At 42.8% G+C, this 17513-nt stretch carries 17 protein-coding genes; 16 read left to right on the top strand and 1 reads right to left on the bottom strand.

The window, feature by feature from the left end:
* Positions 1 to 2 precede the first annotated feature (2 nt).
* Positions 3 to 1460, top strand: coding sequence for an ATPase RavA stimulator ViaA (gene viaA, locus PR675_RS14330; protein WP_004923962.1), 1458 nt, complete (start codon positions 3 to 5; stop codon positions 1458 to 1460).
* On the opposite strand, the gene asnA is transcribed toward viaA, so the two are convergent.
* Complete coding sequence (gene asnA, locus PR675_RS14325; RefSeq protein ID WP_004923963.1) at positions 1461 to 2453, bottom strand: aspartate--ammonia ligase; 993 nt, start codon at positions 2451 to 2453, stop codon at positions 1461 to 1463.
* A 161-nt stretch (positions 2454 to 2614) separates the two neighbouring features.
* Here asnA and asnC point away from each other — a divergent pair, with 161 nt between their 5' ends.
* The 15 genes from asnC to glmS all read left to right on the top strand — a co-directional run bounded on the left by asnC (position 2615) and on the right by glmS (position 17510).
* Positions 2615 to 3076, top strand: coding sequence for a transcriptional regulator AsnC (asnC, locus tag PR675_RS14320; protein ID WP_004923964.1), 462 nt, complete (start codon positions 2615 to 2617; stop codon positions 3074 to 3076).
* A gap of 91 nt (positions 3077 to 3167) precedes the next feature.
* A complete protein-coding gene (gene mioC / locus PR675_RS14315; protein WP_060560763.1) occupies positions 3168 to 3608 on the top strand; it encodes an FMN-binding protein MioC in 441 nt (146 codons plus the stop codon).
* A gap of 378 nt (positions 3609 to 3986) precedes the next feature.
* Positions 3987 to 5876 carry a tRNA uridine-5-carboxymethylaminomethyl(34) synthesis enzyme MnmG gene (mnmG, locus tag PR675_RS14310; protein WP_004923968.1) on the top strand — a complete coding sequence of 630 codons (1890 nt, stop codon included), beginning with the start codon at positions 3987 to 3989 and terminating at the stop codon, positions 5874 to 5876.
* Between the two features lie 2 nt (positions 5877 to 5878).
* On the top strand, positions 5879 to 6502 hold the full coding sequence (gene rsmG / locus PR675_RS14305; RefSeq protein WP_036942414.1) for a 16S rRNA (guanine(527)-N(7))-methyltransferase RsmG: 624 nt from the start codon (positions 5879 to 5881) through the stop codon (positions 6500 to 6502).
* Positions 6503 to 7103: 601 nt separating this feature from the next.
* Entirely contained in the window at positions 7104 to 7481 is a 378-nt protein-coding gene (atpI, locus tag PR675_RS14300) for a F0F1 ATP synthase subunit I (RefSeq protein ID WP_004923974.1), read from the top strand.
* 33 nt (positions 7482 to 7514) lie between these two features.
* Positions 7515 to 8333 carry a F0F1 ATP synthase subunit A gene (atpB, locus tag PR675_RS14295; RefSeq protein WP_004923976.1) on the top strand — a complete coding sequence of 273 codons (819 nt, stop codon included), beginning with the start codon at positions 7515 to 7517 and terminating at the stop codon, positions 8331 to 8333.
* Between the two features lie 46 nt (positions 8334 to 8379).
* On the top strand, positions 8380 to 8601 hold the full coding sequence (gene atpE / locus PR675_RS14290) for a F0F1 ATP synthase subunit C (RefSeq protein ID WP_004923979.1): 222 nt from the start codon (positions 8380 to 8382) through the stop codon (positions 8599 to 8601).
* Positions 8602 to 8658: 57 nt separating this feature from the next.
* Complete coding sequence (gene atpF, locus PR675_RS14285; RefSeq protein WP_004923980.1) at positions 8659 to 9129, top strand: F0F1 ATP synthase subunit B; 471 nt, start codon at positions 8659 to 8661, stop codon at positions 9127 to 9129.
* Between the two features lie 12 nt (positions 9130 to 9141).
* Positions 9142 to 9675 (top strand): F0F1 ATP synthase subunit delta, encoded by a 534-nt coding sequence (gene atpH, locus PR675_RS14280; RefSeq protein ID WP_004923982.1) that lies wholly within the window; start codon positions 9142 to 9144, stop codon positions 9673 to 9675.
* Positions 9676 to 9689: 14 nt separating this feature from the next.
* Positions 9690 to 11231: a F0F1 ATP synthase subunit alpha gene (gene atpA, locus PR675_RS14275; protein ID WP_004923988.1), complete on the top strand. Its 1542-nt coding sequence runs from the start codon at positions 9690 to 9692 to the stop codon at positions 11229 to 11231.
* A 54-nt stretch (positions 11232 to 11285) separates the two neighbouring features.
* Positions 11286 to 12149 (top strand): F0F1 ATP synthase subunit gamma, encoded by an 864-nt coding sequence (atpG, locus tag PR675_RS14270; protein ID WP_004923989.1) that lies wholly within the window; start codon positions 11286 to 11288, stop codon positions 12147 to 12149.
* Positions 12150 to 12183: 34 nt separating this feature from the next.
* Positions 12184 to 13566: a F0F1 ATP synthase subunit beta gene (gene atpD, locus PR675_RS14265; protein ID WP_272582774.1), complete on the top strand. Its 1383-nt coding sequence runs from the start codon at positions 12184 to 12186 to the stop codon at positions 13564 to 13566.
* A gap of 21 nt (positions 13567 to 13587) precedes the next feature.
* Positions 13588 to 14013: a F0F1 ATP synthase subunit epsilon gene (locus tag PR675_RS14260; RefSeq protein WP_004923991.1), complete on the top strand. Its 426-nt coding sequence runs from the start codon at positions 13588 to 13590 to the stop codon at positions 14011 to 14013.
* Positions 14014 to 14139: 126 nt separating this feature from the next.
* Positions 14140 to 15510: a bifunctional UDP-N-acetylglucosamine diphosphorylase/glucosamine-1-phosphate N-acetyltransferase GlmU gene (gene glmU, locus PR675_RS14255; RefSeq protein WP_004923994.1), complete on the top strand. Its 1371-nt coding sequence runs from the start codon at positions 14140 to 14142 to the stop codon at positions 15508 to 15510.
* Between the two features lie 167 nt (positions 15511 to 15677).
* On the top strand, positions 15678 to 17510 hold the full coding sequence (gene glmS / locus PR675_RS14250; RefSeq protein WP_060560764.1) for a glutamine--fructose-6-phosphate transaminase (isomerizing): 1833 nt from the start codon (positions 15678 to 15680) through the stop codon (positions 17508 to 17510).
* Positions 17511 to 17513 lie beyond the last annotated feature (3 nt).

The raw sequence follows: 17513 nt of genomic DNA, 5'->3' as shown, positions 1-17513 counted from the left end.
CTATGCTGAGTTTAGCCACGCTAGACTTATTGCTTTCCGTTAATGAAAGCCAGCTTATAGAAGAGATTATTATCTCTCTTCTTGCCACACCTCAACTCGCCGTTTTCTTTGAAAAACACCCTCGACTTAAAAAAGCCCTGTTAAAAGATTTATCGGAATGGAAAAAAGATCTTAAACAAAAGCTGCAAGATGCCTTAGTGCCTGCTCAACTCGCTGAGGAGTTTCAACTTTATCAACAGTCTCTTGGTCAAGCGACTGAGTTATTTTTTAATCAATTACCCGAGATTATTGAAACACTAAAAGCCATAGACTCTCCTTTTTATGCCGAAGCCTGCAAATTAAGTTCAGGTAAAATAGAGAATAAAAGCGCTAGGCAAAGTTTATTTATCCAACGCTGGCGGATCAGTTTGATATTGCAGGTGACAACTTTACATAAAGAGTTATTAGAGCAAGAAAAAGAGCAGTTACTCGCTGAACTACAACAACGGCTCGCGTTAAGCGGTAATCTCGAAGAGATTTTAGGCGAAAATGAGCGGGCTGCTGGCCGGTTATGGGATTTAAGTAAAGGGCTAAATACAGCATCAGCCTATAATGATAAGTTATTGAATCAATATAGTGATTTTTTACGTCAACAACCTGAATTGGAAAAGATAGCTCAATTATTAGGCCGCAGCCAATCTGCTCGCACCCTGCCTGAAGATAGCGTGCTGCTAGAGCCAATGACTATCTTCGAGAAAGTCCCTGAAACAATACCAGAGCAAGTTGATGGATTAAGCCAAAGTGATGACGTATTACGACTATTACCTACCGAATTAGCGATGTTAGGGCTTGAAGAAATTGAGTTTGAGTTCTATCGAAAACTGCTTGAAAAGCAGTTAATCACTTATCGTCTCCAAGGAGAAAGTTGGCAAGAAAGACGAGTATTGCGCCCCGTAACTCACCATCATCATGAAGAGCAACCTAGAGGGCCTTTTATTGTCTGTATTGACACTTCAGGCTCTATGGGGGGAATAAATGAGCGATGTGCAAAAGCATTTTGCCTCGCATTATTAAAAATTGCGCTGGCGGATAACCGTTCATGTCACATCATGTTATTTTCTACTGAACTCGTCCATTATGATTTACTCTCCGTGGATGGTTTAGAGCAGTGTATTCGTTTTTTACACCAAACATTTCGTGGAGGAACAGATTTAGCTAACTGTTTGCAAGAAACGGTCAAAAAACTCGAAACCCCGACATGGTCAGATGCTGACGCGGTGGTGATTTCCGATTTTGTTTCTCAACGTTTGCCTGACGAATTAATCAAAAAGATAAGATCCCTTCAGCAGGTAGGGAAATACCGCTTCCATGCGGTATCTGTTTCAAATTATGGGAAACCCGGCATCATGAAGATATTTGATCATATCTGGCGCTTTGATACCGGATTAAAAAGCAGGTTATTGCGCCGCTTTAGTCGCTAACTACAGCATACCCGCAACAGATTCACGAGTTTCTGGAGACCAAACACCACATTGAACTTGGCCAATGTGCTGACGTTGGAGCAGTAACATCACTAAACGTGACTGACCAATACCGCCGCCGATAGTCTGTGGCATTTTGCCTTCGACTAATGCTTGGTGCCATTCTAGCTCCATGCGCTTTTCATCGCCTGTTAAGCTTAGCTGACGAGTCAGGCACTCAGGGCTAACACGGATCCCCATTGACGAGATTTCAAATGCGTCTTGCAGCACTGGGTTCCACACAATGATGTCACCGTTTAAGCCTTTAAAACCATCTTCGTTTTCAGTTGTCCAGTCATCGTAGTCTGGTGCACGCACATCATGCGCTTCACCGTTTGATAGCTTCCCACCGATACCGATAAGGAAAACAGCGCCTAATTCTTTAGCAATCGCACGTTCACGGCCTTTTGCATCTAAATCAGGATAGCGCTGTAGTAGTTCTTCACTGTGGATAAAGTGAATTTGGTCTGGCAGGAACGGTGCCAGCCCAAATTCGCTGCTAATTGCGGCTTCTGTTTGTTTTATTGCCTGATAGATTTTACCCACTGTCTGCTTCAGATAAGGAAGTGTACGCTCCTCATCTGCCATCACTTTTTCCCAATCCCACTGATCAACGTAAACAGAGTGGATTGGTGTTAAGCGATCTTCGTCCGGACGTAACGCTTTCATATGAGTGTAAAGGCCTTGGCCTTGTTTAAAATCGAAACGGCCTAATGTCTTACGTTTCCATTTAGCCAAGGAGTGAACCACTTCAAAGGTTGCGTCAGGAATTGATTTTACTTTTACTTGAACCGCTTTTTCATGGCCTGACAAGTTATCCTGAGTTCCATCACCTAAACGGCTTAAGATAGGACCTTGAACTTCAATTAAGCCAAGCTCTTTTTCAAGTAAACGTGAAAAATAAGATTTAACAAAGCTGATTTGCTGCTGTTGTTCGATGAATGATTTGTCCATTTTATTTACCCATAATTTGTTAGCTGCGTTAGCCGATGTGTAGATTAAGCAACAAAACAGGGGTGGAATTCAATATACTTCATTAAAAAAACACTTTCTCATTTATTTTATCTAAAAAAATGGGTATAAAAATGAGAATTCGTTAAATTAAGGAGGGAATAATGCCTGAAAATTATCAAATCGATAATCTCGATCGTGACATACTTCACGAATTAATGCGCAATGCACGTACAGCTTATGCTGAACTTGCTAAAAAATTCTCCGTTAGCCCAGGTACTATTCACGTCCGTGTAGAAAAAATGAAGCAGGCAGGGATCATTACAGGAACACGTATTGATATCAGCCCGAAACAACTCGGTTTTGATGTGTGCTGCTTTATTGGCATTATTTTGAAAAGTGCTAAAGATTATCACACCGCCCTCAAAAAATTAGACGCCCTAGAAGAAGTAGTTGAGGTCTACTATACGACTGGGCAGTACAGTATTTTTATTAAGGTGATGTGCCGATCTATTGATGCCCTCCAAGACGTACTTATCAACAAAATTCAAACTATCGATGAAATTCAATCGACAGAAACGCTGATCTCGCTACAGAACCCGATCATGAGAACAATCACCCCATAGAAAAAAATTTATATAACCACATTATCCACAGGTAGATCCCAGCTCATTCACAGCGTACAATAACGCCCTAATATTGCTATCGGGAATCACCATGACAAAAGTAACCCTAATAAGTGGCAGCACAATGGGCAGTGCTGAGTATGTTGCAGAACATATGGCTGAGATCTTAGAAGAACTTGGTTATGAAACAGAAGTGCAGCATGGGCCTGATCTTGACTCACTTCCACGTGAAGGTTTATGGCTGGTGGTGAGTTCCACTCATGGGGCAGGCGATCTTCCTGAAAATATTCAACCTCTAGCTGAACAAATTGAAAGCCAATCCCCTGATCTTAGTCAGGTGCAGTTTGGTAGTGTAGGTATCGGTAGTTCTGAATATGACACTTTCTGTGGTGCGATCCATAAATTAAGTCGCCTATTAGTCGATCATGGGGCGAAAAGGATCGGTGAGCCACTAGAAATCGATGTACAGCAACACGAAATACCGGAAGATCCGGCAGGGGAATGGGTTAAAATTTGGGCAAAAGAACTCTAGTTTGTTCAAAATAACAACGAACAGATGTGGATAACTCTGGTAAGATCGCGGTATTAACCCGTAGTTATCCATAGTATAAGTTTTAAAGGGTCGGGTGCCTGTGCATAACCCCCCTTTTAGATCCCAGCTTATACGCAAAAGGATCACGGATCATTCACAGTATATGATCCTTTACACTTTTATGATCTTTAAAGTGAAAAGTCAGTTATCCACAGATATCGATGATCCTAATAAAAGATCTAATAAAGAGATCTTTAAATAAAAAGATCTTTATATAATAAGGCTCGGATCAACTTAGCTTGGTCTATCCTTAAAACTTGAGTAGAATTCTCTCCTCGAATGCAACACTCAGCATTTTTCTAACGTTAAGGTTCACACATGTTTTATCCAGAGCAATTTGACGTCATCGTAATTGGTGGTGGTCATGCCGGTACTGAAGCAGCAATGGCAGCTGCACGTATGGGGCGTCAAACCCTATTACTGACTCACAATATTGATACATTGGGCCAGATGTCTTGCAACCCAGCCATCGGTGGGATCGGTAAGGGGCATCTGGTAAAAGAAATTGATGCCCTTGGTGGCCTAATGGCTATCGCGACAGACAAAGCGGGTATTCAATTTAGAACCCTCAATGCCAGTAAAGGGCCAGCTGTTCGTGCAACTCGAGCACAAGCAGACCGCGTCCTTTATCGCCAAGCGGTAAGAACGGCTTTAGAAAATCAACCAAATCTCATGATCTTCCAACAACCCGTGGAAGACTTAATTGTGGAAAATAACACGGTTACTGGTGCGGTAACCCGTATGGGGCTGAAATTTAAAGCCAAAGCAGTTGTGTTGACAGTCGGTACTTTCCTTGATGGAAAAATCCACATTGGTTTAGAAAATTACAGTGGTGGACGAGCAGGGGATCCCCCATCTGTTTCACTGTCACAGCGCCTAAGAGAATTACCTTTACGTGTTAATCGTTTAAAAACGGGTACACCACCAAGAATTGATGCTAGAACAATAGATTTTAGCCAATTAGCTCAACAGCTTGGTGATGATCCAATGCCTGTATTCTCCTTTTTAGGATCACAGGATCAACATCCACAACAGATGCCTTGCTATATCACTCATACGAATGAAAAAACCCATGATGTGATTAGAAATAACCTTGATCGTAGCCCAATGTATGCTGGGATCATTGAAGGGATCGGTCCTCGTTATTGCCCATCGATCGAAGATAAAGTCATGCGCTTTGCCGATCGTGACGCTCACCAGATCTTTTTAGAACCTGAAGGGTTAACGAGCAATGAAATATACCCTAATGGGATCTCCACCAGCCTACCATTTGATGTACAGATGCAAATTGTCCACTCAATGAAAGGGATGGAAAATGCAAGGATCGTACGTCCGGGTTACGCTATTGAGTATGATTTCTTTGACCCTAGAGACCTAAAACAAACACTTGAAAGTAAGTTTATTAATGGTTTGTTCTTTGCTGGTCAAATTAACGGAACTACAGGTTATGAAGAAGCTGGTGCGCAAGGGTTGCTAGCTGGCTTAAATGCGGCTCAATATGCTTTTGATTTAGAAGGTTGGTTCCCTCGTCGTGACCAAGCTTACATGGGAGTGCTGGTGGATGATCTTTGCACCCTAGGAACAAAAGAGCCTTACCGTATGTTTACTTCTCGTGCAGAATATCGATTAATGTTACGCGAGGACAATGCTGATTTGCGCTTAACAGAAAAAGGCCGTGAGTTAGGATTAGTCGATGATGTCCGTTGGGCTCACTTTAACAACAAAGTTGAGTTGATTGAGAAAGAGCGTCAACGCCTAAAAGATATTTGGGTTCATCCAAAATCTGAAGGTCATGATGAAATCAATCAGATACTGTCAGTTCCGCTTTCTAAAGAAGCGAACGGGGAAGACTTATTACGTCGCCCTGAAATGGATTACCAAACATTAATTTCACTAAGCCGTTTTGCACCGGGGATCACCGATCCTCAAGCTGCGGATCAAGTTGAAATTCAAGTGAAATATGAAGGTTATATCGCTCGTCAGCAAGAAGAGATTGAGCGCCAACTACGCAATGAAAACACCTTATTGCCTGTTGATCTTGATTATAAGCAAGTCAAAGGGTTATCAAATGAAGTGATGGCTAAGCTAAATGATCATAAGCCAACTTCAATTGGTCAAGCTTCGCGTATTTCGGGAATTACTCCAGCAGCAATTTCCATCTTGCTTGTTTGGTTAAAAAAGCAAGGCATGTTGCGTAGGAGCGCTTAATAATGAGTTTATTAGCACAACTAACGCGCTTATCGGCTCTCGCGAACATTGAATTAACCGATCAACAAAAGCAGCAGCTAGTGGGATATGTCGAACTACTGGCGAAATGGAATAAGGCTTATAACCTGACCTCTGTTCGTGACCCTCAACAAATGTTAATCCGTCATATTATGGATAGCATAGTGGTGAACGGTCAGCTTAAGGGCACATCATTTATTGATGTTGGAACGGGGCCGGGGTTGCCTGGAGTACCGTTAGCGATTGTTCGACCTGATTCGCATTTTGTTTTGCTTGATAGTTTAGGGAAGCGAATTCGCTTCCTCAAACAAGTCCAACATGAGCTAGGGTTAAATAATATTGAGCCGATTCAATCACGTGTTGAAGAGTATCAGCCTGAAGCAGGGTTTGATGGCGTAATTAGCCGCGCATTTGCTTCCTTAAGTGATATGTTGAGCTGGTGCCATCATCTGCCAAATGCTTCTGGGAAGTTCTATGCATTGAAGGGAGCGGTGCGTGAAGAGGAACTGACTGACTTACCTGATAATTTTTCAATTGATACCATCGTTGAATTGAAAGTGCCTGAACTTGATGAACAACGTCATTTAGTGATTTTATCTTTAAAATAAAGTTGCTTTTCATCAATAAATTTTTATCTTTTAGAGCTTTAGCAGTAGCATTTACAATGTTACTGCTATTTTTATTTTTACCTTATTCTCTCAATTCGGGTTTTACGTGATATTTACACGGTAATAACGAATAACTAGCAAAAATGAACATTAGAGATTAAAAAATATCTCTAAATGGATATTTTAGATAAATCCAGTTTGTGTCTTAGTTAATTAATAATGAAATATTTGATTTATTATGGCTTTTTTTTGTTTAAAAAATATCGCTTTTAATTATTTGATTTATGGCTCAAATCTTTTTTTTCTTAGTGAGAACGCGGGAGTCCGCTAATAATCTGAACAGTAAATATTGTGATACTCATCACAGAAAAATGTTTTTAGTTGTCGAGTCATTAACTATTTATTAATTATTATTGCCACATTTCTGCGCTATCTCGAAAAAATTAAATATTTATTCACCTTTTCGCTACTTACTGATTGAATTCATTTCGCCTGCCCGTATAATTTGCTCGTTTTTGTCTCTTGACACATTTAAGCAAAGACAGTTTTATACAACACTTAGCGTTTCTGAGGCTGAGAATAGCTGGGAGTACAAAAAGTTATGTCTGTATCCCTTTACGACAACAAATATGCTGTAAAGCAGTTGTCTTTTCAGTTAATAACTTTTGTGATCCTCAGTGGGGCTTTCTGTGCAAATAGTATAGAATGGGGGGCCTCTGCTCTTGCGGGTGGTTTAGCATGCTGGTTACCAAATATCGTATTTATGCTGCTAGTCCACTTTCAGAAAGCAAAAGAAGAGGATGAACCTGTCCGCATTGCCTGGTTCTTTGCATTAGGAGCAGGGCTAAAGGTTGTTACAACTATTATCGTACTAGTTGTTGCTTTTGGTGTGTTTAAAGCGTCATTAACACCACTGGGTTTGGCCTATTTAGCTGTGCTAATTGTTCAGATTGTTGCACCAGCCGTTTTTAAACGGTAAGTAATTTTAAACTACAAAAGGGTAAGAGGCATCATGTCTGCATCAGGAGAAGTGATGACTACAAATGAGTACATAGGTCACCATCTGAAAAACCTTCAGTTGGATCTACGTACCTTTGAGTTGGTCGATCCCCACGCTAGTCCAACATTTTGGACGTTGAACATTGACTCGCTTTTTTTCTCGATAGTTCTCGGGGCTCTGTTCCTGTGGCTATTTAGAAAAGTTGCAGTTAAAGCGACTAGTGGCGTACCCGGTAAGTTACAGACTGCAATAGAACTGATCATTGGTTTTGTTAATAATACCGTTCGTGATATGTATCACGGCAAGAGCAAAGTTATTGCTCCTTTGGCATTAACTGTGTTCGTCTGGGTATTTTTGATGAACCTTCTGGATTTACTCCCTATCGACTTTATTCCATACATTGGTGAGCACTATTTAGGTTTACCTGCTCTGCGTATTGTTCCAACAGCAGATGTCAGTATCACTATGTCTATGGCGATTGGCGTGTTTATCCTAATCCTCTTCTACAGCATTAAGATGAAAGGAATTGGTGGATTTACTAAAGAGTTAACTCTTCAGCCATTTAATCATCCAGTTTTTATTCCTATCAACTTAATTCTTGAAGGGGTAAGCCTGCTATCAAAACCTATATCACTCGGTCTGCGACTGTTTGGTAATATGTATGCGGGTGAATTGATCTTTATTCTTATCGCGGCTCTGCTTCCGTGGTGGTCACAGTGGTTGTTAAGCCTACCTTGGGCTATCTTCCACATACTGATTATTACGTTACAAGCCTTTATTTTTATGGTTCTAACGATTGTCTATCTGTCGATGGCATCTGAAGAGCATTAATTTAACTATCAATTATTGATTAAACTGAAACAAACTGGAGACTATCATGGAACTTGGTATCTTGGCTGCCGCTGTAATGATGGGATTAGCGGCAATCGGTGCTGCTATCGGTATCGGCATCCTAGGTGGTAAATTTTTAGAAGGAGCTGCTCGTCAGCCAGATTTAATCCCTCTGCTGCGTACTCAGTTCTTTATCGTAATGGGTCTAGTCGACGCTATTCCGATGATTGCAGTTGGTCTGGGCCTATATGTGATGTTTGCTAGTTAGCCCTAAACCGCTAACTATTTTGAATATCAAGTGATAATTGAATAAGAGGTATTGTCTGTGAATCTAAATGCAACAATCCTCGGCCAGGCTATCGCGTTTGTCCTGTTTGTTTGGTTCTGTATGAAGTATGTATGGCCACCGATTATGGCGGCCATTGAAAAACGTCAAAAAGAAATTGCTGACGGTTTATCTTCCGCAGAACGTGCTAAAAAGAACCTGGAACTGGCGCAAACCGACGCAACCGACCGACTGAAAAAAGCGAAAGCTGAAGCTCAGGTCATCATCGAACAAGCGAATAAACAACGCAATCAGATGATTGAAGAAGCAAAAGCAGAAGCTGAAGCAGAACGTACAAAAATCGTCGCACAAGCCCAAGCAGAAATTGATGCTGAGCGTAAACGTGCACGTGAAGAGCTACGTAAACAGGTTGCGATGCTTGCTGTCGCAGGTGCCGAGAAGATCATCGAACGTTCCGTGGATGAAGCTGCTAACAGCGACATCGTTGATAAACTAGTCGCTGAACTGTAAGGAGGGAGGGGCATGTCTGAAATCGCTACTGTAGCTCGCCCCTACGCCAAAGCAGCTTTTGACTTTGCTGTGGAAAATCAATCTGTTGAAAAATGGCAAAATATGCTGGCCTTCACCTCTGAGGTGACGCGCAATGAACAGGTTGGTGAGCTACTTTCTGGGTCTATTGCCCCTGATAGGTTAGCAAAAACGTTTATCTCTGTTTGTGGAGATGAAATTGACGAGCATGTTCAAAATCTGATTCGTATTATGGCTGAAAACGGGCGTTTGAGTACGCTACCAGAAGTGTTAGCTCAATTTATCCAATTGCGCGATACCCTGGAATCAACGATTGAAGTTGATGTTATCTCTGCTAACGAATTGAATGAACAGCAGTTAGCCAAAATTTCTGCAGCGATGGAAAAACGTCTGTCACGCAAAGTTAAGCTGAATTGCAAAATTGATAAGTCTGTTATTGCCGGAGTGATTATTCGTGCTGGAGACCTCGTTATTGACGGGAGTGTCCGCGGTCGCTTAGAGCGTTTAACTGACGTCTTGCAGTCTTAAGGGGACTGGAGCATATGCAACTGAATTCCACCGAAATCAGCGAACTGATCAAACAGCGTATTGCTCAGTTCGATGTTGTGAGTGAAGCTCACAATGAAGGTACGATTGTATCCGTTAGTGACGGTATCATTCGTATTCACGGTTTAGCCGAAGTCATGCAGGGTGAAATGATCGCTCTGCCTGGTAACCGTTACGCAATCGCATTGAACTTGGAGCGCGACTCCGTTGGTGCGGTTGTTATGGGTCCTTATGCTGACTTAGCTGAGGGCATGAAAGTTAAATGTACTGGTCGTATTCTTGAAGTTCCAGTGGGTCGTGGCCTGCTAGGACGTGTTGTGAATACACTGGGTGAACCTATTGATGGTAAAGGTCCTGTTGAGCACGATGGCTTCTCACCAGTAGAAGTGATTGCTCCAGGTGTTATCGACCGTCAATCTGTTGATCAACCTGTACAAACTGGTTATAAATCAGTCGATGCGATGATTCCAATCGGTCGTGGTCAGCGTGAGCTTATCATCGGTGACCGTCAAACAGGTAAAACTGCTTTGGCAATCGATGCAATCATCAACCAACGTGATTCTGGCATCAAATGTGTTTACGTTGCTATCGGTCAGAAAGCATCAACGATTTCTAACGTTGTTCGTAAACTGGAAGAACACGGCGCATTAGCTAACACCATCGTTGTCGTTGCAACTGCATCTGAATCAGCTGCACTGCAATACTTAGCACCATACTCTGGTTGTGCGATGGGTGAGTATTTCCGTGACCGTGGTGAAGATGCACTGATCGTTTACGATGACCTGTCTAAGCAGGCTGTCGCGTATCGTCAGATTTCACTATTGCTACGTCGTCCACCTGGACGTGAAGCTTACCCTGGTGACGTTTTCTATCTGCATTCACGTTTGCTGGAGCGTGCTGCTCGCGTTAACGCTGAATACGTTGAAAACTTCACAAAAGGTGAAGTTAAAGGTAAAACAGGTTCATTGACAGCATTGCCTATCATTGAAACTCAGGCTGGTGACGTTTCTGCATTCGTTCCGACTAACGTAATTTCGATTACAGATGGTCAGATCTTCCTAGAATCTAACCTGTTTAACTCTGGTATTCGTCCAGCGGTTAACCCGGGTATTTCTGTATCGCGTGTTGGTGGTGCTGCTCAGACGAAAATCATCAAGAAACTCTCTGGTGGTATCCGTACAGCACTTGCTCAGTATCGTGAACTGGCAGCATTCTCTCAGTTTGCTTCAGACCTTGATGATGCAACGCGTAAGCAGTTGAATCATGGTCAGAAAGTAACTGAACTGCTGAAACAGAAACAATATGCACCGATGTCAGTTGCAGAGCAGGCACTGTCTCTGTTTGCTGCAGAACGTGGATATCTGGAAGATGTTGAGTTAGCGAAAATTGGTGCGTTTGAAGCTGCATTAGTTTCTTATGCATTGCGCGAGCATGCTGACCTTATGAATGAAATCGGCCAGGCGGGTAACTATAACGATGATATCGAAGGCAAGTTGAAAAAACTGCTCGAATCATTTAAAGCAACTCAGTCCTGGTAATACTATTCGGCCCGTAAATTTAAATGGGCCGTCTGGTTAAAAGGAGAAGCAGAAATGGCCGGCGCAAAAGAGATACGTTCCAAGATCGCCAGCGTGCAAAACACGCAGAAGATCACTAAAGCGATGGAAATGGTCGCTGCGTCCAAAATGCGTAAATCGCAGGAACGCATGGCGGCCAGCCGTCCTTATGCAGAGACTATGCGCAGTGTGATTGGTCACCTTGCGTTAGGGAATCTGGAATATAAACATCCATACCTTGAAGAGCGTGAAGTTAAGCGTGTTGGGTATCTGGTTGTTTCTACAGACCGTGGTTTGTGCGGTGGCTTGAACATTAACCTGTTCAAAAAGCTGTTGTCAGACATGAAGACGTGGTCTGAAAAAGGCGTTCAAGTTGACTTGGCTTTGATCGGTTCTAAAGCAGTATCATTCTTTGGCTCTGTTGGTGGCAATGTTGTCACACAGGTGACAGGAATGGGGGATAACCCAACGCTTTCAGACTTGATTGGCCCAGTTAACACTATGCTACAAGCCTATGATGAAGGGCGTTTGGATAAACTGTATGTGGTGACCAATAAGTTCATCAATACAATGTCTCAGGAGCCAACTATTCTTCAACTTCTGCCATTACCTGAAAGTAATGACGAGTCATTGAAGAAAAAATCTTGGGATTATTTATATGAACCCGATCCTAAGGCGTTGCTGGATACCCTGCTGCGTCGTTATATCGAGTCGCAGGTTTATCAGGGCGTCGTTGAAAACCTGGCTAGTGAGCAGGCCGCACGAATGGTAGCAATGAAAGCTGCTACCGATAATGGTGGAAACCTGATCAAAGAGTTGCAGTTGGTTTACAACAAAGCTCGTCAGGCCAGCATTACTCAGGAGCTTACCGAAATTGTTTCGGGTGCTGCCGCGGTTTAACAGCTAGGTTTACGAATTACGTAGAGGATTCAAGATGGCTACTGGAAAGATTATCCAGGTAATCGGCGCCGTTGTGGACGTCGAGTTCCCTCAAGATGCAGTACCAAAAGTGTACGATGCGCTTGAGGTTGTTAACGGTAAAGAAAAACTGGTGCTGGAAGTTCAGCAACAGTTAGGCGGTGGTGTTGTTCGTTGTATCGCAATGGGTACATCAGATGGCCTAAGCCGTGGTTTAGAAGTTAAAAATTTAGAACACCCAATTGAAGTACCAGTAGGTAAAGCAACACTAGGACGTATCATGAACGTTATGGGTGACCCTATTGATATGAAAGGTGATATCGGCGAAGAAGAGCGTTGGTCTATTCACCGCGCTGCACCAAGCTACGAAGAGCTATCGAGCTCAACTGAACTGCTAGAGACAGGTATCAAAGTCATGGACTTGATCTGTCCATTCGCGAAAGGTGGTAAAGTTGGTCTGTTCGGTGGTGCGGGTGTTGGTAAAACGGTAAACATGATGGAACTTATCCGTAACATCGCGATTGAGCACTCAGGTTACTCAGTATTCGCAGGTGTTGGTGAGCGTACCCGTGAAGGTAACGACTTCTATCATGAAATGACAGATTCAAACGTTCTTGACAAAGTATCACTGGTTTATGGTCAGATGAATGAGCCACCAGGAAACCGTCTACGCGTAGCATTGACTGGTTTGACTATGGCTGAGAAATTCCGTGACGAAGGCCGTGATGTTCTGTTGTTCGTGGATAACATCTATCGTTATACACTGGCAGGTACAGAAGTATCGGCTCTGTTAGGTCGTATGCCATCAGCAGTAGGTTATCAGCCAACATTGGCAGAAGAGATGGGTGTTCTTCAAGAACGTATCACTTCTACTAAGACAGGTTCTATCACCTCTGTACAGGCTGTTTACGTACCTGCGGATGACTTGACTGACCCATCACCAGCAACAACCTTTGCTCACTTGGACGCAACAGTGGTTCTGAGCCGTCAAATCGCTTCTCTGGGTATTTACCCTGCGGTTGACCCTCTGGATTCAACTAGCCGTCAGCTTGACCCACTCATCGTTGGTCAAGAGCACTATGATGTTGCACGTGGCGTTCAGTCTATCCTTCAGCGTTACCAAGAACTGAAAGATATCATTGCAATTCTGGGTATGGATGAATTGTCTGAAGAAGACAAACTGGTTGTTGCTCGTGCTCGTAAGATCCAGCGCTTCCTGTCTCAACCATTCTTCGTTGCAGAAGTCTTTACTGGTTCACCAGGTAAGTTCGTTTCCCTGAAAGACACTATCCGTGGCTTCAAAGGCATTCTGAACGGCGATTACGACCACCTGCCAGAACAAGCGTTCTACATGGTTGGTACCATTGAAGAAGCTGTGGAAAAAGCTAAGAAGCTTTAATCAGGCTGACGGGAGGTTGATATGGTAGCTGCAATGACATACCACCTGACAGTTGTCAGCGCTGAAAAACAGATGTTTGAAGGGCTGGTACAAAAAATTCAGGTGACAGGTAGTGAAGGTGAGCTGGGAATCTATCCACAGCACACCCCACTGCTGACTGCCATAAAACCGGGCATGGTACGTATTACTAAGCAATTTGGTGAAGAAGAGCTAATTTACCTCTCTGGCGGTATTTTAGAAGTGCAACCAAATGGTGTTATCGTACTGGCTGATACAGCTATCCGTGGTAAAGATTTAGATGAAGCGCGTGCGCTGGAATCTAAACGCAGAGCGGAAGAACATGTCCGTAAAGCTCACGGTGATGTTGATTATGCTCAGGCATCGGCAGAACTTGCGAAAGCAATAGCGAAACTTCGAGTTATCGAGTTAACTAAAAAGCTGATGTAATGAAGGCAGTATAAAGAAAAGCCAGTCGGTTAATACCTGACTGGCTTTTTTATTTGTGCGAAATATGTAGTAATTTATGTAGGAAATAGGTTTACTTTTATCCCAAAGTTGGAGTTTCAGGAAATTATGACTGTGCAAAGAAAAAGTGTCGTCATTCTTGCTGCTGGAAAGGGCACTCGAATGTATTCAGAACTGCCTAAAGTCCTGCATTTATTAGCAGGTAAACCAATGGTTCAGCATGTTATTGATACAGCTAAATCTGTTGGGGCATCAGACATTCACCTTGTTTATGGACATGGTGGCGATTTACTGAAAGAAAAATTGGGTGAACAAAACCTCAATTGGGTATTACAAGCAGAGCAACTCGGTACAGGGCACGCAATGCAACAAGCTGCCCCACACTTTCAAGATGATGAAGATATCATCATGCTTTATGGTGATGTGCCATTAATTGCGAAAGATACGCTGCAACGCTTAATTGAAGCTAAGCCTGAAGGTGGTATCGGTTTATTAACGGTAATTTTAGATAACCCAACTGGTTATGGCCGTATCATCCGTGAAAACGGTGAAGTTGTCGGTATCATTGAACAAAAAGACGCAACTGAAGAGCAACGTAAGATCCAAGAAATCAATACTGGGATCATGGTTGCAAGTGGTAAAGACTTTAAACGTTGGTTATCCCAACTGGATAATAATAATGCTCAGGGTGAATACTATATCACTGACGTTATTGCATTAGCTCATAAAGAGGGGAACAAGATTGAAACTGTTCACCCTAGCCGTTTGAGTGAAATGGAAGGGGTGAATAACCGCTTACAACTTGCCGCTCTTGAACGTATTTATCAAAGAGAACAAGCAGAAAAGCTTCTGCTTGCAGGGGTAATGCTAATTGACCCTGAACGTTTTGATATTCGCGGTACATTGACACATGGGCGCGATATTATCATTGATACGAATGTGATTATTGAAGGTAATGTGACGTTAGGTAATAACGTACATATTCAATCAGGCTGTATTCTTAAAAATTGTGTTATTGGTGATAACTCGGTTATCAGCCCCTATTCTGTGATAGAAAACTCTGAATTATCTGCGGAATGTACAGTCGGTCCTTTTGCTCGTTTACGTCCTGGTGCTAAATTGGCAGCCAAAGCCCATGTAGGTAACTTTGTTGAAATGAAGAATGCCTCATTAGGTGTTGGTTCTAAGGCTGGCCATCTAACCTATTTGGGCGATGCTCAGATTGGTGAAAACGTCAATATTGGTGCAGGAACGATCACCTGTAATTATGACGGTGCGAATAAGTATAAAACTATCATTGGTGATGATGTGTTTGTTGGCTCCGACACCCAGTTAATTGCCCCTGTTTCTGTTGCAAATGGTGCAACCATTGGTGCTGGTACAACGGTAACTCGTGATGTTAATGAGGGTGAGTTAGTCGTGAGTCGTGTGAAACAAGTCCATATTAAAAACTGGCAGCGTCCAGTGAAGAAAAAATAAAATACATTTTTAGGAGAGGTGAATGTGCCTCTCCAATAGTAGCGTTAATAAGATAAAAATATAATAAACCCCATTTTCTACAAGGCTTGGGAGCAGCAAAAGCTGTAACAACAATCAGGTAGCGACATCATAAGGGTTGGAGCCCTTTGTTTAGGAATAAATTTAATATGTGTGGAATTGTAGGTGCTGTCGCACAACGTGATATCGCAGAAATTTTGATAGAGGGGCTTCGCCGCCTTGAGTATCGTGGTTACGACTCTGCTGGTATGGCTGTCGTTGATCATGAAGGCCATCTTCAGCGTTTACGTGAAGTTGGTAAAGTACAAATGCTGGCGGAAGAAGCGGAGAAAAACCCTGTATCAGGTGGAACGGGGATCGCACATACCCGTTGGGCAACCCATGGTGTTCCGAGTGAACGTAATGCTCACCCACATACTTCTGGTTTTATTGCCGTTGTTCATAATGGGATCATTGAAAACTATTTAGAACTTAAAGAAGAGTTAAAGCAACTTGGCTATATCTTTAGTTCTGATACTGATACCGAAGTGATCGCACACCTTGTTCATCATGAACAACAAAAAGGTGGTGCTTTAGTTGAAGTGGTTCAGCGCGTTATCCTACAATTACGCGGTGCTTATGGCACGGTGATCATGGATAGTCGTACTCCTGAATTATTGGTGGCAGCCCGTTCGGGAAGCCCATTAGTGATTGGTTTAGGTGTGGGTGAAAACTTCCTCGCATCGGATCAACTTGCATTATTGCCTGTTACACGTCGTTTTATTTATCTTGAAGAAGGCGATATTGCGGAAGTCACTCGTCGCACTGTACGTATCTTTGATAAGCAAGGTCAGGCTGTTGAACGAGAGCAAATTGAATCTAATGTTCAATATGATGCAGGTGATAAAGGTGTTTATCGCCACTATATGCAAAAAGAGATCTATGAGCAGCCAATGGCGATTAAAAACACCCTTGAAGGGCGTTTTAGCAAAGACAATGGCATCGATCTGAGTGAGTTAGGCCCTAAAGCAAGTGAAATATTATCTCAAGTTGAGCATATTCAGATTGTAGCTTGTGGTACATCTTACAATGCGGGGATGGTTGCACGTTACTGGTTTGAATCTTTGGCTGGCATTCCTTGTGATGTTGAGATTGCCTCTGAATACCGCTATCGCAAGCCCGCTCATCGCAAAGGCAGCCTGATGATCACGCTATCACAGTCAGGTGAAACGGCTGATACGCTAGCAGCATTACGTTTATCGAAAGAGCTAGGCTATTTGACGTCTCTTGCGGTATGTAACGTGGCTGGCTCTTCATTGGTACGTGAATCAGACTTTGCACTAATGACTAAAGCAGGTGCAGAGATTGGCGTTGCTTCAACCAAAGCGTTCACCACGCAATTAACCGTACTGTTGATGCTGGTCGCCTATATGGGACGTATTAAAGGCGCAAGTCCTGAATTAGAAGAGAGTATTGCTAATGCTCTGCATGCACTGCCTGCACGCATTGAAAGCATGTTATCTCAAGATAAAGTGATTGAGGCGCTGGCGGAAGATTTCTCTGATAAAAATCATGCTCTATTCCTTGGTCGTGGCGAGCAGTACCCTATTGCGGTTGAAGGTGCATTAAAGCTCAAAGAGATCTCTTATATTCACGCAGAAGCGTATGCGGCGGGTGAATTGAAACATGGTCCATTGGCTTTGATTGATGCCGATATGCCTGTCATTATCATTGCACCTAACAACGAACTGTTAGAAAAATTGAAATCTAATATCGAAGAAGTACGCGCTCGTGGTGGCTTGCTTTATGTGTTTGCAGATCAAGATGCAGGCTTTGAAGCGAGTGAGAATATGAAAATTATTCCGTTGCCACATGTTGAAGAGTTGATTGCGCCGATTTTCTATACGGTTCCTCTACAACTGCTCTCTTACCATGTTGCGTTGATCAAAGGTACTGACGTTGACCAACCACGTAACTTGGCTAAATCAGTGACGGTTGAATAAATT

The organism is Providencia sp. PROV261 (genome assembly GCF_028477945.1).
Lineage (GTDB): Bacteria > Pseudomonadota > Gammaproteobacteria > Enterobacterales > Enterobacteriaceae > Providencia > Providencia stuartii.
Note: the sequence above shows the minus strand (reverse complement) of the source record. Positions and strands in the feature narration are given on the sequence as shown.

Coding starts and splice junctions, on each gene's coding strand:
- atpI (WP_004923974.1), top strand. CDS start 7,104: ATGTCTGTATCCCTTTACGACAACAAATATGCTGTAAAGCAGTTGTCT.
- PR675_RS14260 (WP_004923991.1), top strand. CDS start 13,588: ATGGTAGCTGCAATGACATACCACCTGACAGTTGTCAGCGCTGAAAAA.
- mnmG (WP_004923968.1), top strand. CDS start 3,987: ATGTTTTATCCAGAGCAATTTGACGTCATCGTAATTGGTGGTGGTCAT.
- asnA (WP_004923963.1), bottom strand. CDS start 2,453: ATGGACAAATCATTCATCGAACAACAGCAGCAAATCAGCTTTGTTAAA.
- asnC (WP_004923964.1), top strand. CDS start 2,615: ATGCCTGAAAATTATCAAATCGATAATCTCGATCGTGACATACTTCAC.
- atpG (WP_004923989.1), top strand. CDS start 11,286: ATGGCCGGCGCAAAAGAGATACGTTCCAAGATCGCCAGCGTGCAAAAC.
- glmS (WP_060560764.1), top strand. CDS start 15,678: ATGTGTGGAATTGTAGGTGCTGTCGCACAACGTGATATCGCAGAAATT.
- rsmG (WP_036942414.1), top strand. CDS start 5,879: ATGAGTTTATTAGCACAACTAACGCGCTTATCGGCTCTCGCGAACATT.
- atpB (WP_004923976.1), top strand. CDS start 7,515: ATGTCTGCATCAGGAGAAGTGATGACTACAAATGAGTACATAGGTCAC.
- atpE (WP_004923979.1), top strand. CDS start 8,380: ATGGAACTTGGTATCTTGGCTGCCGCTGTAATGATGGGATTAGCGGCA.
- atpD (WP_272582774.1), top strand. CDS start 12,184: ATGGCTACTGGAAAGATTATCCAGGTAATCGGCGCCGTTGTGGACGTC.
- mioC (WP_060560763.1), top strand. CDS start 3,168: ATGACAAAAGTAACCCTAATAAGTGGCAGCACAATGGGCAGTGCTGAG.
- glmU (WP_004923994.1), top strand. CDS start 14,140: ATGACTGTGCAAAGAAAAAGTGTCGTCATTCTTGCTGCTGGAAAGGGC.
- atpH (WP_004923982.1), top strand. CDS start 9,142: ATGTCTGAAATCGCTACTGTAGCTCGCCCCTACGCCAAAGCAGCTTTT.
- viaA (WP_004923962.1), top strand. CDS start 3: ATGCTGAGTTTAGCCACGCTAGACTTATTGCTTTCCGTTAATGAAAGC.
- atpA (WP_004923988.1), top strand. CDS start 9,690: ATGCAACTGAATTCCACCGAAATCAGCGAACTGATCAAACAGCGTATT.